Origin of the sequence: Faecalibacterium sp. BIOML-A1, assembly GCF_009679715.1 — a bacterium.
GTDB classification, from domain to species: Bacteria; Bacillota; Clostridia; order Oscillospirales; family Ruminococcaceae; genus Faecalibacterium; species Faecalibacterium taiwanense.
Window position 1 is genome coordinate 71,621 of record NZ_WKZJ01000004.1, and the last position, 25,633, is coordinate 97,253.

General features: G+C 54.1%; 26 protein-coding genes and 1 tRNA gene. 24 read left to right on the forward strand and 3 right to left on the reverse strand.

Features of this window, described 5'->3' with window-relative positions:
• Positions 1–66: 66 nt before the first annotated feature.
• The 5 genes from GKG36_RS06410 (at position 67) to GKG36_RS06430 (ending at position 2,761) form a co-directional block, all read left to right on the forward strand.
• Positions 67–675, forward strand: a complete 609-nt coding sequence (locus GKG36_RS06410) for a hypothetical protein (RefSeq protein WP_154259798.1) — start codon at positions 67–69, stop codon at positions 673–675.
• A 96-nt stretch (positions 676–771) separates the two neighbouring features.
• Positions 772–1,194 (forward strand): hypothetical protein, encoded by a 423-nt coding sequence (locus tag GKG36_RS06415; RefSeq protein ID WP_154259800.1) that lies wholly within the window; start codon positions 772–774, stop codon positions 1,192–1,194.
• A gap of 2 nt (positions 1,195–1,196) precedes the next feature.
• Entirely contained in the window at positions 1,197–1,637 is a 441-nt protein-coding gene (locus tag GKG36_RS06420) for a helix-turn-helix domain-containing protein (protein WP_206671179.1), read from the forward strand.
• On the forward strand, positions 1,618–2,076 hold the full coding sequence (locus GKG36_RS06425; protein WP_005946607.1) for a hypothetical protein: 459 nt from the start codon (positions 1,618–1,620) through the stop codon (positions 2,074–2,076). Before GKG36_RS06420 ends, GKG36_RS06425 begins: the two co-directional genes overlap by 20 nt.
• 136 nt (positions 2,077–2,212) lie before the next feature.
• Positions 2,213–2,761 carry a hypothetical protein gene (locus GKG36_RS06430; protein WP_154259802.1) on the forward strand — a complete coding sequence of 183 codons (549 nt, stop codon included), beginning with the start codon at positions 2,213–2,215 and terminating at the stop codon, positions 2,759–2,761.
• Positions 2,762–2,807: 46 nt separating this feature from the next.
• Here GKG36_RS06430 and GKG36_RS06435 read toward each other — a convergent pair whose 3' ends face one another.
• Positions 2,808–2,972, reverse strand: a complete 165-nt coding sequence (locus GKG36_RS06435; protein ID WP_154259804.1) for a hypothetical protein — start codon at positions 2,970–2,972, stop codon at positions 2,808–2,810.
• Positions 2,973–2,987: 15 nt separating this feature from the next.
• Between GKG36_RS06435 and GKG36_RS06440 the strand changes: the two genes are divergently transcribed.
• From GKG36_RS06440 to GKG36_RS06450, 3 genes are all read left to right on the forward strand, one after another.
• A complete protein-coding gene (locus tag GKG36_RS06440; protein ID WP_154259806.1) occupies positions 2,988–4,268 on the forward strand; it encodes a tyrosine-type recombinase/integrase in 1,281 nt (426 codons plus the stop codon).
• 432 nt (positions 4,269–4,700) lie between these two features.
• Positions 4,701–6,473 carry an oleate hydratase gene (locus GKG36_RS06445; RefSeq protein ID WP_120079241.1) on the forward strand — a complete coding sequence of 591 codons (1,773 nt, stop codon included), beginning with the start codon at positions 4,701–4,703 and terminating at the stop codon, positions 6,471–6,473.
• Positions 6,474–6,742: 269 nt separating this feature from the next.
• The gene (locus GKG36_RS06450) at positions 6,743–8,500 is read left to right on the forward strand and encodes a bifunctional UDP-sugar hydrolase/5'-nucleotidase (RefSeq protein ID WP_005942151.1); all 1,758 of its coding nucleotides are present in this window, start codon (positions 6,743–6,745) and stop codon (positions 8,498–8,500) included.
• A 100-nt stretch (positions 8,501–8,600) separates the two neighbouring features.
• On the opposite strand, the gene GKG36_RS06455 is transcribed toward GKG36_RS06450, so the two are convergent.
• Positions 8,601–8,674: transfer RNA gene (locus GKG36_RS06455), tRNA-Gln, on the reverse strand.
• Between the two features lie 224 nt (positions 8,675–8,898).
• Here GKG36_RS06455 and GKG36_RS06460 point away from each other — a divergent pair.
• From GKG36_RS06460 to GKG36_RS06500, 9 genes are all read left to right on the forward strand, one after another.
• Positions 8,899–9,192 (forward strand): hypothetical protein, encoded by a 294-nt coding sequence (locus GKG36_RS06460; protein ID WP_005942150.1) that lies wholly within the window; start codon positions 8,899–8,901, stop codon positions 9,190–9,192.
• Positions 9,193–9,313: 121 nt separating this feature from the next.
• Entirely contained in the window at positions 9,314–9,460 is a 147-nt protein-coding gene (gene scfA / locus GKG36_RS06465) for a six-cysteine ranthipeptide SCIFF (protein WP_005926683.1), read from the forward strand.
• A 65-nt stretch (positions 9,461–9,525) separates the two neighbouring features.
• Positions 9,526–10,977 carry a thioether cross-link-forming SCIFF peptide maturase gene (gene scfB / locus GKG36_RS06470; RefSeq protein ID WP_165853647.1) on the forward strand — a complete coding sequence of 484 codons (1,452 nt, stop codon included), beginning with the start codon at positions 9,526–9,528 and terminating at the stop codon, positions 10,975–10,977.
• Positions 10,974–12,395 (forward strand): amino acid decarboxylase, encoded by a 1,422-nt coding sequence (locus GKG36_RS06475; RefSeq protein ID WP_154259808.1) that lies wholly within the window; start codon positions 10,974–10,976, stop codon positions 12,393–12,395. The genes scfB and GKG36_RS06475 overlap by 4 nt, the downstream gene beginning before the upstream one ends.
• A 118-nt stretch (positions 12,396–12,513) precedes the next feature.
• The gene (locus tag GKG36_RS06480; protein WP_154259810.1) at positions 12,514–14,034 is read left to right on the forward strand and encodes an SPOCS domain-containing protein; all 1,521 of its coding nucleotides are present in this window, start codon (positions 12,514–12,516) and stop codon (positions 14,032–14,034) included.
• A 138-nt stretch (positions 14,035–14,172) separates the two neighbouring features.
• Entirely contained in the window at positions 14,173–14,958 is a 786-nt protein-coding gene (locus GKG36_RS06485) for an AzlC family ABC transporter permease (RefSeq protein WP_154259812.1), read from the forward strand.
• On the forward strand, positions 14,948–15,253 hold the full coding sequence (locus tag GKG36_RS06490; protein ID WP_005942135.1) for an AzlD domain-containing protein: 306 nt from the start codon (positions 14,948–14,950) through the stop codon (positions 15,251–15,253). The genes GKG36_RS06485 and GKG36_RS06490 overlap by 11 nt, the downstream gene beginning before the upstream one ends.
• 68 nt (positions 15,254–15,321) lie before the next feature.
• Complete coding sequence (locus GKG36_RS06495) at positions 15,322–16,164, forward strand: sugar nucleotide-binding protein (RefSeq protein WP_120079248.1); 843 nt, start codon at positions 15,322–15,324, stop codon at positions 16,162–16,164.
• A gap of 299 nt (positions 16,165–16,463) precedes the next feature.
• Positions 16,464–17,813 carry a solute carrier family 23 protein gene (locus tag GKG36_RS06500; protein ID WP_173014053.1) on the forward strand — a complete coding sequence of 450 codons (1,350 nt, stop codon included), beginning with the start codon at positions 16,464–16,466 and terminating at the stop codon, positions 17,811–17,813.
• Positions 17,814–17,816: 3 nt separating this feature from the next.
• On the opposite strand, the gene GKG36_RS06505 is transcribed toward GKG36_RS06500, so the two are convergent.
• Positions 17,817–18,476: a nucleotidyltransferase family protein gene (locus GKG36_RS06505; RefSeq protein WP_005942125.1), complete on the reverse strand. Its 660-nt coding sequence runs from the start codon at positions 18,474–18,476 to the stop codon at positions 17,817–17,819.
• 99 nt (positions 18,477–18,575) lie between these two features.
• Here GKG36_RS06505 and GKG36_RS06510 point away from each other — a divergent pair, with 99 nt between their 5' ends.
• Genes GKG36_RS06510 through GKG36_RS06540 form a run of 7 tightly spaced genes read left to right on the forward strand, consistent with a single transcriptional unit; the run spans position 18,576 to position 25,633 of the window.
• Entirely contained in the window at positions 18,576–19,379 is an 804-nt protein-coding gene (locus GKG36_RS06510; protein ID WP_154259816.1) for an FAD binding domain-containing protein, read from the forward strand.
• Positions 19,380–19,850, forward strand: a complete 471-nt coding sequence (locus tag GKG36_RS06515) for a (2Fe-2S)-binding protein (protein WP_005942122.1) — start codon at positions 19,380–19,382, stop codon at positions 19,848–19,850.
• Positions 19,847–22,138, forward strand: coding sequence for a molybdopterin cofactor-binding domain-containing protein (locus tag GKG36_RS06520; RefSeq protein ID WP_154259818.1), 2,292 nt, complete (start codon positions 19,847–19,849; stop codon positions 22,136–22,138). Before GKG36_RS06515 ends, GKG36_RS06520 begins: the two co-directional genes overlap by 4 nt.
• Positions 22,135–22,842 carry a selenium cofactor biosynthesis protein YqeC gene (gene yqeC, locus GKG36_RS06525; protein ID WP_154259820.1) on the forward strand — a complete coding sequence of 236 codons (708 nt, stop codon included), beginning with the start codon at positions 22,135–22,137 and terminating at the stop codon, positions 22,840–22,842. The genes GKG36_RS06520 and yqeC overlap by 4 nt, the downstream gene beginning before the upstream one ends.
• On the forward strand, positions 22,839–23,873 hold the full coding sequence (selD, locus tag GKG36_RS06530) for a selenide, water dikinase SelD (protein WP_154259822.1): 1,035 nt from the start codon (positions 22,839–22,841) through the stop codon (positions 23,871–23,873). Before yqeC ends, selD begins: the two co-directional genes overlap by 4 nt.
• 15 nt (positions 23,874–23,888) lie before the next feature.
• Positions 23,889–24,497, forward strand: a complete 609-nt coding sequence (gene yedF, locus GKG36_RS06535) for a sulfurtransferase-like selenium metabolism protein YedF (RefSeq protein WP_337679042.1) — start codon at positions 23,889–23,891, stop codon at positions 24,495–24,497.
• A complete protein-coding gene (locus tag GKG36_RS06540; protein ID WP_097775511.1) occupies positions 24,494–25,633 on the forward strand; it encodes an aminotransferase class V-fold PLP-dependent enzyme in 1,140 nt (379 codons plus the stop codon). Before yedF ends, GKG36_RS06540 begins: the two co-directional genes overlap by 4 nt.

The window sequence follows — 25,633 nt, forward strand, 5'->3', positions numbered from 1 at the left end:
ATAGTTTTCTATTATTTTTTCGTATTTTTTTATTCTTCATTAAATTTTTATTGCGAGGTGCTATTTATGGGGAACATTTCGAGGATTCGCGATCTTGCCGACAAGAATGGAGTATCCATTTCATTCCTCAGCCAAGCTATCGGAAAAAGCTCAGGATATCTGGCAAACGCAACAAGCCGCGATGCAGATGTCCCTGTGAAGTACCTCCCTGCACTTGCAACAGCGCTTGGAACGTCTGTTGACTACCTTCTTGGAAAGACGGATGATCCTTCTGCAACAGACAGTGACATGCAGATAAGTGACGATTATGGAACATTCCAGTATGATAGGTTTTACGACCTGTGCAAGAAGCAGGGGAAGATGCAGTCACACCTCTATGATCTTGTTGGCCTGCCGTCAAAAGCTGGCAGCAACCTCAAGCGCACCAAAAAGGTGAGGCCCGAAATCCTTGAGGTGTGGGCTGCAGAGTTGAACACCAGCGCAGCATACCTCAACGGTGAAACCGATGATCCTTCCCCTGTACCAGCCCCGGCTGCCCCTGAGCAAAAAGAAAAAGCCCCCCAGTCAGACGTTGACCGCCTGATGGAGGGCTTGAATGCCGAAAGTATACGGAAGCTGAGAGAATATGCAGAGCTGCTCCTGCTTGGGCAGGAAAAAGAAGAAAAGAAACCTTAAAGCGCAGACATCCTACTATAATAATAGTGTAAAAATGTATAAAAGTGTTGTAAATATCACTTATAAGTGATATAATAGTATAGCCGCAGACAGGATGTGGTCAATCTGAACGACGTATTGTTTCAAATGCTGCTAGAAGATCTTTTTGAAAGATATGGCAGCATGCTTTCTATTCACCAGCTTTTTATACCAGAACTTGTTCTCCTTTTGAGAAGAGGCGGAATTGAGCAACAGTTCATGTCAAGACTCTCTGATAATCTTGCAAAACTCCGGGATTATGGAGATGTTTGTATTCGCAAGAAAAAATCAAACATGGAATATCTTGTCGGACAATCTCCTTTGTGTTCCATGCGCTTTTTACTTCCGGGTTCAAACATACGTGTTCTATTTGTCTATCAGAATGAAATGGTTTACCTTCTAACCGCTTTTCATGAGCGCGCAGGGCATCAAAACACCGCTTATCCCAAATATACTCCTATTGCAAAGCAGCGCTTTAATGAACTTAAAAAGGGGGACTGATTATGTCTTGCAGAGCAACTTTATCTGATTTAATCAAAGCCATTACCCAAAACATGTCCGCTGCTGAGATGGCAAAAGCCGCAATAAATATTCAAATCCAGCAGATGATTCACGATACCCGCATGGAGAAAGGCTGGACACAAAAAGACCTTGCTGAAAAGATGGGGGTAAAGCAGAGCCTTGTTTCCCGCTGGGAGAGCGGAGAATGCAATTATACCATCAACACTTTGATTGACATTGCCGATGCTTTGGGGCTGTCGGTACAGTGCCCTTTGAAGCCCGATGAAAGAATCATGTCCACCGAACCTGAAAATGTGAAGTCTGATGCTGCAAACAACACAGCTTTTAAAACGCCTGACTTTTCTTCGTCAAGGTTGATTCGGTTCCCTGAAACACCTAAAAAGCCAACCGGAGGTGCACACAATGGATGCAAAGCAGTTTGAAGCTGACATTCAGTATCTTGGAAGCTTTCTTACGGAATGCTCTTTTGATAATAATATCATTGATGCTGTGTCGCAGTGTGAATTAACGCATCAGCTCTCCGTTTCTATCAGTGAGCAAGTTCCAATTGATGATCCTTCTAAGAAGGCTGCTTATGTCAGGCTCATTCTTGACGGCGTTTATTCATTGCAGGATGGCTCAGAAGCTTCCTGCAAGTATCACATGGTTATACACGGCAAGTTTATGATTGATAAGAGCGTACCTGACGAAGATTTTGAAACAAAATTGTGGTTCAACGGCTCTGCAGCGGTGTATGGCATTGCCCGTTCAAAAATGGAGGTTATGTCCTCTATGGTTCTTAATCATGGAAAAATCGAGCTTCCAATGGTCAATATGTACGAACTGCTCAAAGCTCAGTTTGAAAAAGAAAACAAAAGTTAATCCTCGTTCTATGTTTATCCTCCGGGAATGACGGGGTGCCATGTGGCGTAGAATATCATTCACTTGTAAGAGCGGGGTTTGCTGAGCGCAAGCCCTGCTTTTTGTTTTCCATTTTCTTTTTTATAGGGAGTTTACAATGGGAATTTTCAAATGGTTGAAAAAGGCTACAAAGGTCATTGGCAAGATGGCTGTTGAAGCAGCGGAAGAAGATGAACGTTCAAAATACTCACCAAATCCTGAGTGGATGGGGCAAATGGATCTTGTCAACTCTCGTGCGAATGCAAGGATATTAGCCCCTCAGCTTTTGAAACAGGCTCAAGATTGTGCCAGAATCCTCTCGTCAACCACTGAACCGTCAACGTTCTTTATGAGATACGATTTTTGCGTTGGTCGGCTTATGATGCTTGAAGATTGTAAAAAATACGGAGTGAATGCTGCTACCACCGATTCGCTGAACAAATACACAGATTTAGACTTCAGGGATGGCGCAATAGAAGAACTTATACATCGAACCCAGATAAAGTATTCTAACAAAATACTGACGCTCAAGACATCAAAGGCAAAGGAAAACTGGGCAGCAAAGTATCATCAGGCTTTTGAACCCTACCTTTCTTATATGAGCGACCGGCAAAAGACAGCCCTTGGCGAAGCAAGCGCTGAATTATTTGAACTGGCTGGAAAATAAAAGGCCCCTCGGCAAAGCCGAAGGGCCAATGTATAAAGGAACCGTTTCAATCAGTCCCTTCATGTGAGAGCTGGGTTCTTCGCAGCGCGGCAGCGTATACTTCCAGCTTTTTGCGGTTATCCTCTGAGAGAGTTCTGTACGCCTTTTCAATGTATCGCTCGTCCTCCTCAACACCCGGGGTGTTTCCGAGAACAGCCGTTTTATCCTGCATCTGCGTGTTACCTCCATGGTTCCATTTTTTGTTTTGTTGACCTCGCCAAAGCTCACAAAACAACTGCTCACAACCATATGTTACATCAAACGGTTGTTACTGTCAACAAATATCAAAAAATTTGATGCTTTTGCAATTTCAACCGAAAGGAGCAGAACGATGAAAAAGAGAACGAACACAGCGTTTTGGGTCGAAAAGGAAAAGCGCTGGTGCATCGCAGTTCAGAAGAACGGCACCCGCAAGCGCTTTTACAGCAGTACGCCGGGCCGAACAGGACAACGGGAAGCAAACGCAAAAGCGGATGCATGGCTTGATGATAGCATCAGAGACGGAAAAAAGAAGGTCAGCGCCCTTTATTCAGAGTGGGTGGAAGAGCTGAAGCTCACCTGTGGCACATCCTATGTTACGCAATGCAAGCGTTACGGGGACTGCTATATCCTGCCGACCTGCGGGAACATCCGCATTGACGAGCTGACCGAGGGCGACCTTCAAAAGGCAATCGACGTTTCGTTTCGGAAGCGATCCCAGAAGAAGAACCAGCGCAAGCCGATTTCAGACAAGCCATTGAGCCGCAAAACGCTTATGACGATTCGGGCGGCGGAAACGGCCTTTGTCAAGTGGTGCAGAAGGAACAAGTACACGACACTGCATCCTGATCTGTCTATCCCGAAGAATGCGAGAATGGGAAAACGCACAATTCTTCAGCCCACCGCTCTGAAGGTGCTGTTTAGCGTAGATACCCGTACCTACTACGGAAAGCCGGTATTTGACGAGTATATCTATGCCTATCGCTTTGCCGTTTCCACCGGCCTGCGTCCCGGAGAGCTGATTGGCTTATGGTATGGAGACATCAAAGGGAACACGGTCAACCTTCGGCGCAGCATCAACGTGCACCGGGAACAGACGACCGGAAAAAACGAAAACGCAATCCGCTCTTTTGACATGGGCAAGGAAGCTCGCGAGGCATACGAGGCACAGGTGCAGCTTCTGAAGGCTCAAGGTATACTTCTGAACTACAATACCCCGCTGTTTCAGATCCCGTCAGAACACGCGCTCTATCGCCGCTGGGAATCCTATCAGGAAGCAAACGGGCTTGAGCCGAAAGTTTCACTTTACGAGCTGCGGCACACCTTTGTCAGTGTTGAATCCAGCGTCCTGACTGACAGCCAGCTGAAGATGCTCGTGGGCCATAGCAAGAACATGGACACTGCCGGAGTGTATCGGCACGAGCTTGACGGTCAGAGGGAAGATCTTGCTGCCGCTACCACCGCGGCATTCAAAAAGGCACAGGCCTGACTCTGGTAACAGTTTTGGTAACACTCTTTTTTGTAAACGTAGCAAAATACATGGGTTACAAACCAACCCCACTACATTTTTAGCAAGTGTTTAGGCGCGTTGCAGATATGTTTTTGACGCCACTCAATCATTTTTTATTGTTCGACTCCCATCGCCTCCACCAACAAAAAGCACCTAGATTCGTTAAAATCTAGGTGCTTTTCTTTTTGCTGAAACTGGTTTATAAAGCACTCTATAGCACAGAACGATTCGCTATTAGGGCGGCTTTTGTCACAATTTGTACGTATTTCCAGCAAAACAGAATGATTGTATAAAATTTATACACCCGCTAAAGTTTGTTTGTTGTCTGCTGCGGCGGCGCGGGGTATACTGTTGCCATAAGGACGGCGCAAGGATGCCGAAAAAAGCAATAAAAAGCAGGGAGGCTTTTCTATGTACTATTCCAGTGGCAACTATGAAGCATTTGCAACTCCTAAAAAGCCGGAGGGTGTCGATCATAAATCTGCATATATCATTGGTTCCGGTCTGGCCGCACTGACAGCTGCATGTTATCTGGTGCGTGACGGCCAGATGAAGGGCGAGCATGTGCATGTGTTTGAGAAAGACCCCATCCCCGGCGGTGCCTGCGACGGCTACAAATACGATATCGGTTACGTGATGCGCGGTGGCCGCGAGATGGATAACCACTTCGAGGTCATGTGGGATCTGCTGCGCTCCATTCCGTCTCTGGAGACCGAGGGTGCCAGTGTGCTGGATGAGTACTACTGGCTGAACAAGGAAGACCCCAACTATTCACTGTGCCGTGCTACCGTCAACCGCGGCGAGGATGCCCACACCGATGGCAAGTTCGGCCTGTCTGATAAGGGTGCTATGGAGATCATGAAACTCTTCTTCACCCCCAACGAGCAGCTGCAGGATAAGAAGATCACCGATTTCTTTGATGATGAAGTGCTGAACTCCAACTTCTGGCTGTACTGGCGCACCATGTTTGCCTTTGAAAACTGGCACAGTGCTCTGGAAATGAAGCTCTACCTCAAGCGTTATATCCACCACATCGGCGGCCTGCCGGATTTCACCGCCCTGCGCTTTACCCGCTACAACCAGTATGAATCTATCATCCTGCCCATGGTCACTTACCTGAAGGACCACGGCGTGCAGTTCCACTATGAGACCAAGGTCGTGGACGTGAAATTTGATATCAATGGCAAGCGCAAGCAGGCAAGCAGCGTGGTTGTGGAGCACGCAGGTGAGATCAGCACCATTGACCTGACCGAAAATGATCTGCTGTTCATCACCAACGGCGGCTGCGTGGAAAGCTGCACGATGGGCGCACAGGACAAGGCAGCAGGCTTTGATCCCACCATCAAGCCGGGCAACGGCTGGGACCTGTGGAAGAAGATTGCTGCACAGGACCCCGCATTCGGCAATCCTGAAAAGTTCTGCTCCGACCCCGAACATTCCAACTGGGAAAGCGCCACCATCACTACGCTGGACGACAAGATCCCACAGTATATCCAGAAGATCTGCAAGCGTGACCCGTTCAGTGGCCACACCGTCACCGGCGGCATCGTCACCGTTAAGGACTCCAACTGGCTGCTCAGCTGGACGCTGAACCGTCAGCAGCAGTTCCGAGACCAGCCCAAGAACCAGCTGTGCGTCTGGGTCTACGGCCTGTTCAGTGATAAGCCCGGCAACTACGTCAAAAAGGCCATGCGCGACTGCACCGGCAAGGAACTGTGCATGGAATGGCTGTACCACATTGGTGTGCCCGAGGATCAGATCGAAGAGCTGGCCGAGCACAGTGCCAACACCATCCCGGTCATGATGCCGTATATCGATGCATTCTTTATGCCGCGTGCGATGGGCGACCGTCCTGATATCGTGCCGGAGGGTGCTGTCAACTTTGCCTTCCTGGGTCAGTTCGCCGAGACCGGCCGTGACACCATCTTCACTACAGAATACTCCATGCGCACCGGTATGGAAGCTGTGTACACCCTGCTGGACATCGACCGCGGTGTGCCCGAGGTCTGGGGCAGCACCTATGATGTACGTGCCCTGATCGATGCAACGGTCAAGCTGCGCGACGGCAAGAAGATCACCGACATGGATCTGCCGCTCATCCCGCGCCTTGCCATGAAGGAAGCTTTGAAAAAGATCGAGGGTACCGACCTTGAGAAATTCCTCAAGGAATACAATGCGATTTGAGCTCGTTGCTCTGATCCATTTTTGAATCCCCTTTGAAAACAGCCCGCTTTTGCAGTCAAGGACTGGCTGCAGATGCGGGCTGTTTTTTGCCCTGAAAAGGAATAATGTTGCACAAAAAGTGTGACTTGGTACCGTGAATTGTGAACAAATTGTGCGATTCCGGGTTGTTCTTGGGTGTTTTGTGTGTTATGCTTAATATAACAAGCGTCGGGCTGGTTCTGTGCGCCCGATAAAAACAAAAGAGAGTTTTAAGAGGAGGTCGTTTTTCCATGAAACAGCTTATCTCCCGCCGCAGCTTCCTGAAAGCCGCAGGTGTCACCACAGCCGTTGCTGCCGTAAGTCTGGGCGCACCCGCTGCGTCTGCATGTTACCCCGGCAGCTTTAAGGACATTACGATCCTGTACACCAACGATGTTCATACTTACATCGACAAAAAATCGCCGGAACTGACCTATGCTGCCATCGCAGCTTTGAAAAAGAGCTATCAGGATGCAGGCAAAAATGTCCTGCTGGTAGATGCGGGCGACCATATTCAGGGTACCGCATATGGCTCCATGGACGAAGGTGCCTCTATCATCCAGCTGATGAACGCCGCTGGCTACGATGTTGCTACGCCCGGCAACCATGAATTCGACTACGGCATGGCCCGTGCAAAAGAGGTAATGGCTGAGGCAGATTTTCCGTACCTCTCCAGCAACTGGGTCAATCTGCCGCTGGGCAACCGCGTTCTGCCGGATGTCAAATACTTCACCATCGGCGGCCGCGTGATCGCATTTGTGGGCATCACCACGCCCGAGACCTTCACCAAGTCTACTCCGGCTTACTTCATGGATAAGAGCCAGAGCCGCTATATCTATGATATTCTGGGCGGTGACGACGGCCAGAAGCTGTACAAGGCTGTGCAGAAGTCCATTGATAAGGCCAAGGTTCTGGCTGACTACGTGATCGGTCTGGGCCATCTGGGCGTTGATCCTTCCTCTTCGCCCTGGACCAGCAAGGAAGTCATCGAGCACACCTCCGGCTTCGATGCATTCATCGACGGCCATTCTCACACCAAGATGGAGTGTGAGTGGGTGAAGGATCTGTCCGGCAAGGCTGTCGCCCTGACCCAGACCGGCTCTTATTTTGCAAATGTTGGCGAAATGACCATCAAGGCTGACGGCTCCATTGCCACCCGTCTGATCTCCTCTTACGAAGGCTCCGACAGTGCCGTTGCCGATATCCAGAACGCATGGGTCGCTTCTGTGGACGACATGCTGGGTGAGAAGATCGCTGTTGCCGATACGAACTTCTACATCTCCGACCCCGAGACTGGCAAGCGCCGCATCCGCATGGCAGAGACGAATCTCGGCGACTTCGTGGCCGACGGCATTTACTCCTACTTCAATGAGGTGGAACAGCTGCATTGTGACATCGCTATCATGAACGGCGGCGGCATCCGCGCCGATGAGAAAGCCGGCTACTGGACCTTCAAGACCTGCAAGCAGGTCAGCCCGTTTGGCAATGTGGCCTGTCTGATGTCTGTCACCGGCAAGCAGATCCAGGATGCACTGGAGTTTGCAGCCCGCTTTGCCGGAACGGAAAAGGAGAACGGCGGCTTCCTGCATGTGGCAGGCGCTTCCTACGAGATCCACGCCGATATCCCCAACACCGTGCAGACCGACGAGAAGAATGTCTGGATTGGCAGTGCCACCGGCACTCCGCGCGTGCAGAACGTGAAGATCTACAACAAGGCTTCCGGTACTTATGAACCGCTGGACGAGAGCAAGACATACGCTCTGGCTGGCATGAATTACACTCTGCGCAATCTGGGCGATGGCTTTGCCATGTTTGATGGCGCAGAGCTGATCAAGGACTATGTGTCTGAGGATTACCTTGTGATGTCTACCTATGCCATGACCTTTGGCGGTGTAGATGCAGAGGGTCTGCCGCATTTGACCACCGCAAACAGCCCGCTGGCCGATTACCCGGGCTATCTGCTGGATTACGAGAATCCCTACGGCGCAGGCCGCATCAGCATCCTGTAATAACTGCATAAAAATGGGCGTACCGTCGCAAAGACGGTACGCTGTTTTTGTATAACAATATAGAACAAAAAAACCATCCGGCATAAACCGGATGGCTTTTTGGTTGGGGATGAGAGAATCGAACTCCCACAAGTAGAGTCAGAGTCTACCGCACTACCACTATGCAAATCCCCAATATTCGATTGCGTTTCGCAGTGTGAGCCGCTCAACGTGTGCTATTATACGCGGAAAAGTGATACTTGTCAAGCGTGATTTTGAAAAAATTGCAAACTTTTTTAAAATGCGCGCACCAGCGGAGAAGTTTCTGCTTTACCATAAACTGGCATATTCTGCACCGGTCTCTTCATATACTAAAATGTACAAACCTTCAAGATACACAAAGAAGAGGAGGACGGCCTATGCTGGAACGAACCCATGCCCAGAACACCCAAACTTTGCTTTCGAGCCGCATCCCGCGGGATACCGAGCACGAACGTTATCACCCAGAACTGGAAGAAGAGCTGAAGGAATGTCTGTTCTGCCTGCGGCGCAATGAGATGATGTTTGATCTGGAGGTGGATACAGACCTGATCGAGCAGCGCATTTACGAGCGGCAGGCGCTTTTGTGCCGCTACCGGTACTTACTGGCCAGGGCGCGGGAGCTGGGGCTGCACACCGTCCTGACGAAGTATCAGCCTGCTGGACAGGTTTGACAGGTTGGCAGCATAAAAATCTTGACAGAAAGCCCCTTGCGTGTTATCATAAGCAAAGATAAATGCGTACTGGGCTTTGTCCGGCGCGATGAAATTTTGAGAGTTAGAGAGGTTTTCTATTATGGAACGTATTAAGACCATTGCTACTCGTGACCTGACCAAGAGCGTTAAGACCGGCGGCTGCGGCGAGTGCCAGACTTCCTGCCAGTCCGCTTGCAAGACCTCCTGCGGCGTGGCTAACCAGCAGTGCGAGAACAGCAACAAGTAATTTTTGCAACCCCCTGCCGCCTTTGCCGGGCGGCATTTTTTTGTATAATTGGAATGGAGAGTAAAATGGTACACCAGTATCAATTGAACGGCTATAACATCGTGCTGGACACCTGCAGCGGCTCGGTGCATGTGGTGGACGATGTTGCATACGATATCATTGCCATGTACCCGGAGCATACTGCTGACGAGATCGTTTCGGCTATGATGGCAAAGTATGGAGACCGCGAGGATGTCACGGAGGAAGATCTGCGTCAGTGCATCGATGATGTGACCAACCTGAAGGAAGCAGGCAAGCTGTGGACCCCGGATACCTATGAGAATATGGCTTTCGACTTTAAAAACCGCAACACCGTGGTCAAGGCCTTGTGCCTGCATGTTGCACACACCTGCAACCTGAACTGCTCCTACTGCTTTGCTTCGCAGGGCCGCTATCAGGGCGACCGTGCGCTGATGAGCTTTGAAGTGGGCAAGCGTGCCATGGACTTCCTGATCGAAAACTCCGGCACCCGCCGCAACCTTGAGGTGGACTTCTTTGGCGGCGAACCGCTGATGAACTTTGATATGGTCAAAAAGCTGGTGGCCTACTGCCGTGAGCAGGAGAAGATCCACAACAAGAACTTCCGCTTTACCATGACCACCAACGGTATGCTGATCGATGACGATGTGATCGATTTCTGCAACAAGGAGTGCCACAACGTCGTTCTGAGTCTGGATGGCCGCAAAGAGGTCAACGACCGCTTCCGCAAGGACTATGCAGGCCATGGCAGCTACGATACCATCGTGCCCAAGTTCCAGGAGTTCGTGAAGAAGCGCGGCGACAAGAACTACTACATGCGCGGCACCTACACCCACTACAACACCGACTTCACCAACGATATCTTCCACATGGCCGACCTCGGCTTTACTGAGCTGAGCATGGAGCCTGTGGTGTCTAAGCCCGGCGATCCCAGTGCCCTGACCGAGGAAGATCTGCCCATCCTGAAGGAACAGTACGAGATCCTTGCCAAGGAAATGATCAAGCGCAACCGCGAGGGCCGCGGCTTTACCTTCTACCACTACATGATTGACCTCACCGGCGGCCCCTGCATCTACAAGCGCATTTCCGGCTGTGGCTCCGGCACGGAGTACATGGCTGTTACTCCTTGGGGCGATCTGTACCCCTGCCACCAGTTTGTGGGCGACCCCAAGTACCTGATGGGCGATATCTGGAAGGGCGTTACGAACACTGCCGTGCGCGATGAGTTCAAGCACTGCAACGCCTATGCCCGCAAGGAGTGCCAGAACTGCTGGGCAAAGCTGTACTGCTCCGGCGGCTGTGCAGCAAACTCCTACCACGCTACCGGCAACATTACCGGTGTGTATGAGTACGGCTGCGAGCTGTTCAAAAAGCGAATGGAATGCGCTATCATGATCAAGGTCGCTGAGAATCAGGAACTTGCCGCCAAGGGCATCGAGGTGCCTATTGAGCTTGGTTCTACCTGTAACGCCTGTGCTGATGGCGAAGCCTGCGAATGAGCACGACCACGCCTATTGTGGATTTTGTGCGCCGTTACGCACAGTCCGGCACCTCGCGGCTGCATATGCCCGGCCACAAGGGCCAGAGCCTTTTGGGCTTTGAGCCGTGGGACATTACCGAAATAAAGGGTGCGGATGAACTGTATGGGGCTGACGGCATCATTGCCCAGAGCGAAGCCAACGCTACCCGGCTGTTCGGCACGGTGCATACCTATTACAGCACAGAGGGCTCGTCCCAGTGCATCCGTGCAATGCTGTGCCTTGCACTGCAGGCTGCGCCCGCAGCCGGACAGCGCCCGGTCCTGCTGGCAGCGCGCAACGCTCACAAAGCGCTGTTGTATGCGGCGGCGCTGCTGGATTTTGATATCCAGTGGCTCTGGCCTGCGCCGCAGGATGCCGGTGCACTTTGCAGCTGCCCGGTGTCAGCTGCAAAGCTGACAGGTGCGCTGCAGGGTTTGGCACAGCAGGGCAAAAGGCCCTTTGGCGTCTACATCACCAGCCCGGATTATCTGGGCGGCGTGCAGGATATTGCAGCGCTGGCCGAAGTGTGCAAGGATTTTGGCGTTCCGCTTCTGGTGGATAATGCCCACGGTGCATACCTGCGTTTTCTGCCGCAGGGCGGTCAGCATCCTATTGCGCTGGGCGCGGCCATGTGCTGCGACTCCGGCCATAAAACGCTGCCCGTTGTCACTGGCGGCGCATACCTGCATCTGGGCAAAAATGCCCCCATTCAGGACGAAGCCGCTGTGCGCAATGCACTGGCATTGTTTGGTTCCACCAGTCCGTCTTACCTGATCTTGCAGTCGCTGGACAAATGCAATCAGGTTCTGTCGGAAGGCTATCCGCTGCGGCTTTTGCAGTGCTGCGGATATTTGACCCGCCTGCGCCGGGAGCTGAACGAAGCCGCTGCGGCAAAACACTGCCCGGGGCCGCTGGCACTGGAAAGCGAACCTCTCAAGGTCACGCTGGATGCTGCTACACTGGGCATGACCGGCACAGAGCTTGCAGAAGCGCTGCGCAGCGCAAAGGTCGAGTGCGAATATGCCGACCCGCGCTATGTTGTGCTGATGTTCACCCCGGCAAATCCGCCGCAGGACTTTGAACGGCTGACTTCTGCCGTTCTCCACATTGTGGAAAACCTTCCGGGACCGTTCCCGCTCCCGGAAAAAAACGATCGTGAGCTTTTGGAGCTGGAACACGAATTGCACACCTGCTGCAGCATCCGGCAGGCCGTGTTTGCCCCGCAGGAGCAGGTGCCCACAGAGCAGGCGGTGGGGCGTATCTGCGCTATGCCGACGGTTTCCTGCCCGCCTGCGATCCCCATTGTGGTCAGCGGCGAGAAGATCACACCGGCTGCCGTCCGGCTGATGCAGAAATACCATGTAATGCAGGCGGCTGTCCTGCGCAAAACGATCTGATTGTTTCAAAAGGCCCAAAGGCATCGTGTGTTTTGCACGGTGCCTTTTTTGCGCGCATATCCTGCAAAGCATGTGCATACTTTTCCAGTAGAGACGGACAGGGAAAGGAGCACACTGCATGGAACTGAAGATCTTTCGGGATACGCTGCCGCAGGCAGGCACGAGCTGCACCGTCAAGGCAGAACTTCCGCTGGAAACCGAGATCCTGATTTCAGATTATCTTCCGCCGGTGTTCAAGCTGGTCAAATGCTTTGCAAAACCGGTGGTGCTGCAAAAGCAGCTGCAGCCCGGGCGGCTTACATTGGAAGGCTATCTGCGCTGCACTGTGTTTTATCAGGGCGAGGACGGGGCCGGGCTTTGCCAGACCGAGCAGAAGCTGCCGTTTACAAAGCAGCTGGAGGTGCCGGAATTCTCCTTCACCAGCTGGATGGCCATGGTAGAAGGGCAGACCGAATACCTCAACTGCCGGGCGGTAAACCCGCACCGCATCGAGGTGCGCGGAGCCTATGGTCTTGTGGTTACTATCCATACACAGGATAAACAGGAACTGATCACGGCGCTGGCCGATGGCGGCATTGAACAGAAATTGCAGACGCTGAACGGCGTGCGCAGCACCGCGGTGCTGGAAAAGCTGGTCACTGTGGAAGGGGAGCTTGTGTTTGCAAAGCCGCCCGCAGCCATTCTGGATATTACCGGTAGCGCCGCCGTGCGGGAGGTAAAGCTGCTGGCGGGCAAGGCAGTGGTCAAGGGCGAGGTACGTGCCCAATGCGCCTGGCGTGCGGAAGGCGAAAGCAGCCTGCAAAGTCAGGCGGCATCCCTGCCGTTCAATCAGGTGGTGGATCTGGAAGGCGTAGCAGAGGACTGCAGATGCATGTGCGTGCTGGAGCCGGTGGGCTTTGCCCTTGCGGAGGGCGAACAGGAAGCCAGCGGCCAACTGACAGCCAGCGTGATGATGCATTTGCACGCATGGCGGCCCTGCCAGCTGCAATACGTAGCGGATGCCTTTTCTACGCAGTTTGAAACCGCCGTCACGCCGCAGGAATTGGCAGCAGAAGATCTTGCCTGTATGCTGAACGAGACAGCATCTTCCACGGTCTCCGGGCCGCTGCCAGATGCGGATGCTCAGCTGCGCGCCTGCTTTGTGTCTTATGGACCAGCGCAGGTAACACCTTACCGCGATGGCTGGGCCTTTACGGTGCGTGCCGTTGCCACCGCCTTTGCCGAGAACAGTCTTGCCGAGCTGGAAAGCTACGAAAAAACACTGGAGCTTGTCTTTCCGCTTGCAGTAGAAGCCCCGCCGGGTGCACAGTTCAGCCCGGAATGCTGGCTGAGCACCGAGAGCATCCAGTGCAGCTGCACTGGCGGCACATTGGAAGTGACGGTCACCGCCCGTGCCGAAGGAGCCATCCTCTGCCGGAGCACACATCCGGGCATCGGCAGCATTGAGCTGGGCGAACCGCTGACGACTCCGGACCCGGAGATCGCACTGCGCATCTACTATGCACAGGCAGGGGAGGAGTTGTTCGGCATTGCCAGACGGTTCCATGTGTCACCGGCACAGATCCTGACGGCAAATGGGCTGGAAGCCGGTACGCAGGTCCTGCCGCAGGCAATGCATTTTCTGGTGCCGGGCGCATAAATCGACGAAGAACGCTGCCTTTTCAGGCGGCGTTTTCCTTTTGTGCCGAAAAGAAAGTGAAAAAGCCCTTTCTTCTCTGTGTGCGTGAGAGTATAATAAAAAGCGGTGTTTGAAATAGGAAAGGAGTAAAAAACAAAGATGAATTCCAAAAGTAAGCTCCTTGCCCCGGAGCTTGTCAATGCAGAAAGGCCGGTTTGGGCTTTCAGCAAAAAAAATTTCTGTGAGGGCATGCGGGATGGCGTTCCCATTGCGCTGGGCTATTTTGCTGTTTCCTTCTCGCTGGGCATTGCGGCCCGCCGGGCAGGTTTTACCCCGTTTCAGGGCTTTCTGGTCAGCCTACTGAACAACGCTTCGGCAGGCGAGTACGCTGCATTTGCCATCATCATGGCCAATGCGACCTATCTGGAAGTGGCTATCATCACACTGATCGCCAATGCGCGCTATCTGCTCATGAGCTGCGCACTGGCCCAGCGCTTTGCGCCGGGCACACCCTTCTGGCACAGGCTGCTCATCGGTTATGATGTGACAGACGAGCTTTTTGGCATCACCATTGCACGGCCCGGCAGCCTGAACCCATATTATACCTACGGTGCCATTCTGCTGGCGGCACCGGCTTGGGCCATCGGTACGGCGTTGGGCATCATTGCGGGCAATCTGCTGCCGCTGCGGGCTGTCAGTGCGCTGAGCGTTGCCCTTTACGGCATGTTCCTTGCCATCATCATTCCTCCGGCGCGTAAGAGCAGGGTGGTAGCTGCACTTGTTGCCATCAGCTTTGCGCTGAGCTTTGTGTGCAATTACCTGCCGGGTATTTCCGCTCTTTCGGAGGGCACGCGCACCATTTTGCTCACAGTGCTCATTTCCAGCGCTGCAGCAGTTCTTTTTCCGGTAAATCCAGAAGAGCAGGAGGCAGGGCATGACGCATAATCATTACATTTACATTGCAGTGATGGCGTTGGTATCCTATGCCATCCGCATCCTTCCGCTCACACTGATCCGCAAGCCCATCAAAAACCGCTTCATTCAGTCGTTTCTGTATTATGTGCCCTATGTGACGCTGGCGGTCATGACCTTCCCGGCCATTGTCAACGCGACCCAGAGCCCGGCTGCCGGTGCCATGGCGCTGGTGGTAGGCATTGCAGCTGCTTGGTTCGGCGCAAGCCTGTTTCAGGTATCTGTGGCCTGCTGTGCCGTCGTGTTCGTGCTGGAACTGTTCCTTTAAAATTTCTGTGCCCGGCAGGCTGTCATGCTTCTGGGCACTTTTTCATTGCCCTGCAGGAGGAAATTATCATGAAAAAAATTCTTATCACCGGTGCAGGCGGCTTTGTCGGCTCCCGCATTTTGCAGCAGTGGCAGGGAAAGTACGAGCTTTGCGCCCTTCCAAAAGGCTTTTTCTGTACAGCCGATGAAGCTCTCACCCGTGCACAGGTGGAAGCTTTGCATCCGGATGTGATCCTGCACACCGCCGCTCTTTCCGATACCAGTTACTGTGCGCAGCATCCGGCAGAAGCTTACCGTGCCAATGTGGAGCTGCCAGTCTGGCTGGCACGGGCTGCGCAGCAGACGAAGGCAAAGCTGGTGGCATTCAGCTCGGATCAGGTCTATGCTGGTGTGCAGCAGCAGGGGCCGCTGCCGGAAACACTGGCCCTGCATCCCGCAAACATTTACGGCCAATACAAGCTGGAAGCAGAGCAGCGTGTGCTGGAGCTCTGCCCGGACTCGGTCCATCTGCGTGCCAGTTGGATGTATGACCTGCCCGGCTATGGGCTGCCCATCCGGGGCAATCTTCCGCTGAATCTTCTGCGTGCCGCGCTGAAGGGAGAGGCTCTGCGCTTCTCCCGGAACGACCACCGCGGCGTGACCTATGTGCGGCAGGTAATCGAAAATCTGGAGCCTGCCATGGCGCTGCCAGGCGGCGTATACAATTTTGGCAGCGGCAATGCCGAAAACATGGTATGCACCGCCCGGCAGTTTGCCGAAACGCTGGGAATCGCTGTGCAGATCGAGGAAGAAAGCTGGGGCCGGAACCTTGTGATGGACACCACAAAACTGGAACGCTTCGGCATCCGGTTCGACACCACGCAGCAGGGCATCCAGCGCTGTTTAAAAGATTACGGGCTGAGAACGCTGTAAAATTTCCATATCGCACAAAAATCAAATAAAACAAAACAAAAAAGCAGGAGTTCTGCGCGAAATTCTTCCGACCAAAGCGGAAAAAACGCACAAAGCGCCCTGCTTTTTGTGTTTCTCAGCGGGAAACAGCCGTTCGCAAAAAAGTCATACTTAATTTACAAGGATACGCAGTTTTGCTATAATAAATCCGCTTTTTTGGTAAAGCAGTCGAAAAGAATGATTTTTGTCAAGATTTGAGGAGAGTGGAACATTTGAAGGAAGTCAAGCTCGAAGAGTCGGCGTATCAGTTCGACGCAAAAATGTCCCTGAAACAGGCGATCCCGCTGGGTCTGCAGCATGTCTGCGCCATGTTTGTGGGCAACCTGACCCCGCTGCTGATCATCACCAGTGCCTGCGGCATTGCGGGTGGTGAGTTCGCAGATCTGCAGGTCACGCTGCTGCAGAGTGCCATGTTCGTGGCCGGTGTGGTCACACTGGTGCAGCTGTTCACCATCGGCCCCGTGGGCGGTAGCGTGCCCATCATCATGGGCACCAGTTCCGGTTTTATCGGCGTGTTCAACAGTGTTGTCGGCAGCATGGGCGGCGGTGTGCTGGCCTATGGTGCCATTATGGGTGCATCCATCATCGGCGGCATCTTTGAAAGCGTGCTGGGCTTCTTCCTCAAGCCTCTGCGCAAGTTTTTCCCGCCGGTCGTCACCGGTACGGTTGTGCTTTCCATCGGTCTTTCGCTGATCTCGGTGGGTATCAATTCCTTTGGCGGCGGCAACAGCGCAAAAGACTTCGGCTCCATGGAAAATCTGCTGCTGGCCCTGTTCGTATTGGTGGTCATTCTGATCTTCAAGCACTGGACCACGGGCTTCCTCAGCTCTTCCGCGATTCTGATCGGCATTCTGGCCGGTTACGTTGCGGCCTTTGTCATGGGTCTGGTGCTGCCCACCACCGGTGTCACTGCCGATGGTGTAGAGTTTACCAAGGCATGGGTGCTCAACTGGAATAAGGTGGCACAGGCCTCTTGGTTTGCCATTCCCAAGCTGATGCCGGTCAAGATCGTGTTTGATATGCGCGCTATTATGCCGGTGATGATCATGTTCGTTGTTACCGCTGTTGAGACCGTGGGTGATATCTCCGGTGTCATGGAGGGCGGCATGAATCGTGAGCCCACCGATAAAGAGCTGTCCGGCGGTGTGATCTGTGACGGTCTGGGCTCCTCCTTTGCGGCTCTGTTCGGTGTACTGCCCAACACTTCCTTCAGCCAGAACGTGGGTCTGGTGGCCATGACCAAAGTGGTCAACCGCATGGCTCTGGCCTCCGGTGCCATCTTCCTGATCCTGTGCGGCCTGATCCCCAAGCTCGGCGCACTGATTTCCATTATGCCGCAGGCCGTTCTGGGCGGTGCTGCCGTTATGATGTTCTCTTCCATCGTGGTCAGCGGCATCCAGCTCATCACCAAGGAAAAGATGACCCCGCGTCAGCTTACCATCGTCTCGGTGGCTCTGGGTGTTGGCTACGGCATGGGTGCCAACAGCGGTATTCTGGCACAGGCTCCGCACGCTTTCCAGCTGATCTGCGGCGAGTCCGGCATCGTTCCGGCTGCGTTCGTGGCGATCCTGCTGAATGTGCTGCTGCCGAAGGATGACAAGGCAGTATAAAGCTCAAAGCTTTTGCCGGGCCAGCGCTTCCAATTGCGCAAGTGCTTCGGGCGTGTCGGCATCGGCCAATTCATTCCGATCCGCAATGTAAACGGTGTGAACATGCGCGGGATATTTCCGAAGCAGAACACTTCCGCCCATGCCCTGCGGCAAGGTGAGCAGTTCCTGAAAAAGTCCTTTTTCAAACAGAACGGGACTTCCGGTAAGGGGAGACGGGTCGTTACGGACCCGGAATCCCAGACGGAAGATCTCCCGTTCTGTTTCTTTTTGCCGTTCCAGCCGAGTTCTTTGATCCCACCCGGAGATGCCTGCCATGGCTTCCACTGTCTCGCGGCACAAAAGCGGCTGGTCTCCCGGCAGGAACATGCAGCCAAAAAGCTCCGGAACCTGTTCCAGCAGCGCAGAAAGACCCAGCCGCACCGTATCGTTTCGACCAGGCAGATCATGCAGCAGCACCGGAACATTGCGGGAGCGGCAAAGCTGCGCAACTTCGTCCGAACGTGTCACCACGATGCGGGCCGAAAGCTTTGGAGTATCGGTCGCCGCAAATGCGCGGCATAGCATCGGTTCCCCGCAGAACGGCGCAAGGAGTTTGTTGGAGCCGAAGCGCTGGCTCAGACCGGATGCCATGATGACACAGCCCACCGGAAGAAGTTCTTTCATATAGTACCACTCTTTCTGAAACGAATTCACAATAGTATTATATCGAAATCTGTGTTAAAATAAAAGAACAGAGAAAAAAAGAGAGAGGAACCTGCATCTATGATGACGATCCGAGAATATAAGCAGGCCGAAAGTCTGGAAGAAGCGTGGCAGCTGAACCAGAAAAAGGCCAACCGTGTGCTGGGCGGCATGATCTGGCTCAAAATGGAGAACATCAATGTCGGTACAGCCATCGACCTGTCCGGTCTGGGACTGGACACCATAGAGGAGACCGAGGACAGCTTTTCCATTGGTGCCATGGTTACACTGCGCCAGCTGGAAGAGCACGCCGGTCTTGCTGCGTATACCCATGGCGCAGTAAAGGAAGCGCTGCGGCATATCGTGGGCGTGCAGCTGCGCAATCTGGCAACTGTGGGTGGCAGCATCTACAGTCGGTTCGGCTTTTCTGATGTGCTCACGCTGTTTATGGCCATGGACTGTTCGGTAGAGTTGTATAAGGGTGGGATCATATCCCTGCAGGAGTATGCTGAGCGCCCTTATGACCGGGACATCCTTGTGCGGCTGATCGTTAAAAAGGAAGAAGCAGAATTTTTCTATCAGTCCGTGCGCAACAGCCAGACTGATATCCCGGTGCTTACCTGCGCTGCCGCCCGTCTGGAAAACGGCAGCTATCGCATTGCGATCGGTGCGCGGCCGCTCAAGGCTGTGCTGTTTGAGCTGCCGGCAAAGGCGGGTGTTTCTGCGCAGGAACTGGCGCAGAACTTTGCCGATGAAGTAAAGCAAAAAATTGTCACTGGCTCCAATATGCGCGGCAATGCCGAGTACCGCCGCCATCTGGCAGGCGTTCTGACAAAGCGTGCTGTTCTGGAACTGGAAGCACGCACGGCACAGGAGGAAAATTAAATGCAGATCACTCTTACATTGAACGGCATCAAGGTCACAGAGGATGTGGCTGCAGATATGCTGCTGATCGATTTTGTACGTGCCCACGGCTGCAAGAGCGTCAAGCGCGGCTGTGAGACCTCCAACTGCGGTCTGTGCACGGTGTTTCTGGATGAGAAACCGGTGCTGTCCTGTTCGGTACTGGCAGCGCGTGCCAGCGGCCACAGCATTACCACACTGGAAGGCCTGCAGGAAGAAGCCGCGGAGTTCGGCGGCTTTATCGCGGATCAGGGTGCAGAGCAGTGCGGCTTCTGCAACCCGGGCTTTATCATGAACGCGCTGGCCCTCTTCCGCGAGAATCCGTACCCCAGTGAGGAAGAAGTGAAGGAATATCTCTCCGGCAACCTCTGCCGCTGCTCTGGCTATGAGGGCCAGCTGCGCGGCATCATGAACTTTCTGGCATGGAAAAAGCAGAAGGAGGCCGCAGAATGAGTACCATCAACAAGCCTTTCCGTAAAAAGGATGCCATGCAGCTGGTCACCGGCCAGCCCGTCTATATGGACGATGTGATCCCGCAGGACTGCCTGATCGTAAAGCTGCTGCGCTCTCCGCACGCAAATGCCATCGTCAAAACTATCAATACGGCTGTAGCAAAAAAGGTGCCCGGCATCGAGGCGATCTTTACATGGGAGGATGTGCCGCAGGATGCGCCGCGCTACACGCAGGCTGGCCAGACCTATCCGGAAGCCAGTCCGCGTGACCGCCTGCTCATTGACCGCCATGTGCGCTTTGTGGGCGATGTGGTGGCCATTGTGGCCGGTAAGGACGAAAAGTGCGTGGATAAGGCTCTCAAGCTCATCAAGGTGGAATATGAGGTTTTGGAAGCAGTGTTGGACTATCACACTGCCAAGGACAACCCCATTCTGGTGCATCCGGAGGACAACTGGGCCAGTCTGTGCCCGGTGGGAGCCGACAACAAACGCAACCTCTGCGCCCATGATGAATGCGGAGCCGGTGACATCGACGCAGTGCTTGCGGCCAGCGATGTAGTCATTGACCACATTTACCACACCAAGGCCTGCCAGCAGGCCATGATGGAGACCTTCCGCACCTACTGCTCCATTGATACCTATGGGCGGCTGAATGTGCTCAGCTCCACGCAGATCGTGTTCCATGCACGGCGCAATATTGCGAACGCACTGCATATTCCCAAATCCATGGTGCGCGTGGCAAAGCCCCGCATCGGCGGCGGATTTGGTGCCAAGCAGACGGCGGTCAGTGAGGTGTATCCGGCTTTTGTGACTTGGAAGACCAAAAAGCCCTCCAAGATCATTTTCAGTCGTGTGGAAAGCCAGATCGCATCCTCGCCGCGTCACGAAATGGAGATCCATGTGCGGCTGGGTGCCACGAAGGACGGCGTTGTGAAGGGCATTGATCTGTACACCCTTTCCAATACCGGTGCTTACGGTGAGCATGGCCCTACGACCGTGGGCCTTTCCGGTCACAAGTCCATCCCGCTGTACGGCAAGGCAGAAGCCTTCCGCTTTATCAGTGATGTGGTGTATACGAACCACATGTCTGCCGGTGCTTACCGCGGTTACGGCGCAACGCAGGGACTGTTTGCCGTAGAATCTGCTGTCAATGAACTGGCTCATAAGCTGAATATGGACCCCTTTGAGCTGCGGCTGAAAAACACCGTACAGGAGGGCGATGTGATGCCCGCCTACTATGGGGCTGTCAACACCAGCTGCGCGCTGGACCGCTGCCTTGTCAAGGTGCGGGATATGATCGACTGGGAGCACAAATACCCTGCCCGTGATATGGGCAACAGCAAGGTGCGCGCTGTCGGTATGGGCATGGCGATGCAGGGCTCCGGCATTTCCGGCATGGATGTGGGCAGTGCCACCCTGAAACTGAATGACGACGGCTTCTACACCCTGATGATCGGTGCAGCCGACATGGGCACCGGCTGTGACACTACACTGGCGCAGATCGCCGCCGAAGTGCTGGACTGCCCGCTGGACAATATCACGGTCTTCGGAGCTGATACGGATACCTCGCCCTATGACTCCGGCTCCTATGCGTCCAGTACCACTTACATTACCGGCAAGGCCACCGAAAAGTGTGCCATGAAGCTGCGCGGCCAGATCTGCAAGCTGGGCGCAGAGCTGCTGGAATGCACCGAGGACGAGGTGGAATTTGATGGAAAAGATGTTTTCAAGAGCAAAGATCCCACACAGAAAAAGTCTCTGAGCGAGATCGCGTATGCTTCTCAGTTCGGCCATATGGTTCCGCTGGAAGCCACCGAAACGCATACTTCGCCTTTGTCGCCGCCGCCGTTCATGGTTGGTGCTGCTGAGGTGGAAGTGGATACTGAGACCGGCGAGGTAAAGCTGCTGGAATTTGATGCCTGTGTGGACTGCGGCACGCCCATCAACCCGAACCTGACCCGTGTGCAGGCTGAGGGCGGTCTGCTGCAGGGCATCGGCATGACTCTGACCGAAAACATCACCTACGATAAAAATGGCTATCCGGAAGAGAACTCTCTGTTCCAGTACAAAATTCCGGCCCGCACCGATGTGGGCAAGATCAAGGTTGAATTCGAGAGCAGCTATGAACCCAACGGACCCTTTGGCGCAAAGTCCATCGGCGAGGTGGTCATCAACACACCGCTGCCTGCCATTTCCGATGCCATCTATAACGCTATCGGCACCCGGTTCTATGAGCTGCCCATCACACCGGAAAAAATCGCCATGGCAGTTGCAGAAAAGCAGAAATGATCGACGAAAAAATTTTTCCGTTTCTTGCGGAGAAGGGACATGTTATTTCTCTGGTGGGCGGCGGCGGAAAGACCACACTGATGTACAATCTGGCTGCGCACTGCGCCCGCAAGGGCTGGCGGGTATTGGCCGCTACCACCACCCATATTATGCAGCCGCCCGGCGGGGTCTGGGCACAGACGGATGCAGAGCTTTTCCGCCTGTGGAAGTGCGGCAGTTATGCCGTGGCAGGAACCGCTGCACACGGCGGCAAATTGACGGCCCCGCCGCAGGCACAGCTGGAGCGCTGGATGACCCTTGCAGATATCGTGCTCATTGAAGCGGACGGCGCAAAACGGATGCCCTGCAAGGCACCCGCTACGCACGAGCCGGTGCTTTTACCGCAGTGCGATACGGTTCTGGCCGTAGCAGGGCTTTCTGCGTTGAGGCATCCGCTCCGGGAGGTCTGTTTCCGGGCAGAGCTTGCCGCAGAGCTGCTTTGTGTTCCGCAGGATGCGCAGTTGACACCGGAACTTCTGGCAAATCTGCTTGCAAGTGAAGCCGGTGGAAGGAAGGCTGTAGGGGATCGCAGCTTTTATGTTGTACTCAATCAGGTCGATACAAAAGAGCAGGCTGCTCTGGCCCGGCAGGTGGCTGATATTCTGAAAAAAATTTATCGGATTTCCTGCGCTACGTCTCATTTCGAGAAAGGAGAACGTGCATGAGCAAAGAAGGCAAGATCGTGTTCTGCACCGGCGGCGGATGTACCGCAAAGCTGGGAGCCGGAGCGCTGAGCCGTATTCTGGAAAAGCTGCCGCGCGGTGCAAGAGACCCGAGCCTTCTGGTCGGGTACGACAGCCGGGATGATGCGGCTGTATACCGCATAACAGATGATATCGCGCTGGTACAGACAGTGGATTTTTTTCCGCCGATGGTGGATGACCCCTATACCTTCGGCCAGATCGCAGCGGCCAACGCCCTGAGTGATGTCTATGCCATGGGTGGCGAGGTGAAGACTGCACTGAACCTTGTCTGCTTTCCTGAGAGCATGGATCTGAACATTCTGGGGGAGATCCTGCGCGGTGGTGCAGAAAAAGTTGCCGAAGCAGGAGGAAGCCTGGCGGGCGGGCATTCCATTGCCGATACAGGTGTGAAATACGGACTTTCGGTGACTGGCCTTGTGGACCCGAAAAAAATGTATACGAATGATTCCGGCAGGCCCGGCGACAAGCTGATTTTAACAAAAGCTCTGGGCGTGGGCCTGATCTGCACGGCAAACCGTGTGGGCGAAGCGGCACCGGAAGATATGGCCGGTGCCATTGCGTCCATGACAACGCTGAACAAAAACGCTGCCGAGATCAGCCGAAAGTATACGGTCCACGCGGCAACCGATGTGACCGGTTTCAGTTTTCTGGGCCATCTGCACGAGATGATGGGCGGAAAGCTTTCCTGTATCATTGATGCACGGATGGTGCCGGTTCTACCGGGAGCCGAAAAAGCGGCAGATGATTTTTTGTATACCGCTGCCGGACAGCGCAACCGCAACCATACCGGCCCATATGTCACTTTTGAAAATGTGCCGTTTGCAATGGAAGAGGTGCTGTTTGACCCACAGACTTCCGGCGGACTATTGCTGGCCGTGTTGCCAGAAGAAGCAAATGCGCTGGAAGCAGAGCTGCAGGCCGCTGGCCTGCCCGCAAAGATCGTGGGTGAGATCATACCCAAAACCGAACAGGAAATCACTGTAAAATACTGATGGAGGCCTACAATTATGATGCTGAAAGTTGATGCCCGTGGTGACGCATGCCCGCTGCCCGTTGTAAAAGCTAAAAAGGCGATCTCTGAACTGAAGGGTGCCGGTGAGGTGGAAGTGCTGGTGGATAATGAGATCGCCGTGCAGAACCTTACCAAAATGGCCCAGCAGAAAGGTTATCAGTACAGCGCCGAAAAGCTGGCCGAGCGGGAATACCGCGTGCTGTTCACGGTCGGGGAAGCGTCCGAAACACCCACTGAAGAAGCACCGGCCTGTGCACCGGACACCCGCACGGACACGGTGGTTGCCATCAGCTCTGATAAAATGGGCATTGGCGCAGATGACCTTGGCAAGTCCCTGCTCAAGGCCTTTGTGTTCGCACTTACCCAGCAGGATCAGCTGCCCAAAACAGTGCTGTTCTATAACGGCGGCGCGTCCCTGACCTGTGAGGGTTCGCCCATGCTGGATGACCTGAAGGCACTGGAAGCACAGGGCGTGGAGATCATGACCTGCGGCACCTGCCTGAATTTCTATGGCCTGACCGAAAAGCTTGCTGTTGGCAGTGTGACCAACATGTACACCATCGTGGAAAAGCTGACGCAGGCAGGCAACGTGGTGAAACCGTGATCTATCTGGATAACGCTGCCACAACCCTGCGCAAGCCGCCGCAGGTAGAGCAGGCTGTGCTGGACGCAATGCGCACGGCAGGCAATCCGGGACGGGGTGCCCATGAGCCCACGCTGCACGCAAGCCGTCTTGTTTATGCTGCGCGGTGCGCAATGGCAAAGCTCCTCCACGCACCAGACCCGTCCTGTATTGCCTTTGCGGCAAATGCAACGGAGGCCTTGAACATTGCATTGGGTGGTCTTTTTGCACCGGGCGATCATATCATCACAACGGTATGTGAGCATAACTCTGTTCTGCGGCCGCTCTACCGGCTGCGGGAACAGGGCCTGCAGTTCAGTTTTGCGGGCGTGGATGAGCGCGGACGGCTGCAATATGATGACTGGGATAAGCTGGTTCAGCCCAATACAAAAGCGCTGGTCGTAACAGGTGCTTCCAATGTGACCGGCAACGGAACAGATCTTGCAAAAGCAGCGGGTTTTGCGCACCGGCACGGCCTGCTGCTGATCGTGGATGCGGCCCAGACGGCGGGTTCACAGCCCATTGACGTACAGGCACTGGGCATTGATGTGCTATGCTTCACCGGGCATAAGGCGCTGCTTGGCCCGCAGGGAACAGGCGGCTTGTATGTGCGCCCGGGGCTTTTCATCCAGCCATTGGTAGTGGGAGGCAGCGGCGTACACAGCTTTGATGAACAGCATCCCGCACAGATGCCCACCGCTCTGGAAGCCGGGACGCTCAATGTTCCGGGTCTGGCGGGCCTGTGTGCCGGTGTAGAATGGATTCTGGCTCAGGGTGTGGAAACGCTGTGTGCAAAAGAAACTGCACTGGCGGCGCTCTTTTATAAAAACATTCGAGATCTGCCGAACGTGAAGATCTACGGCGACCCGGAAATGGCGCTGCACGCTCCCATTATCTCTCTCAACATCGGAGACGAAGATTCAGCCCGCATTGCAGATATTCTGTGGGAGGACTACAGCATCTGTGTGCGTGCCGGCGCGCACTGTGCACCGCTGATGCATAAAGCGCTGGGCACGGTGGAGCAGGGCGTGGTACGGTTCAGCTTTTCGCATTTCAATACGGAAGCCGAAGTGCTTCAGACCGCAGCCGCTGTTCAGGAGCTTGCACAGGAGATCTGA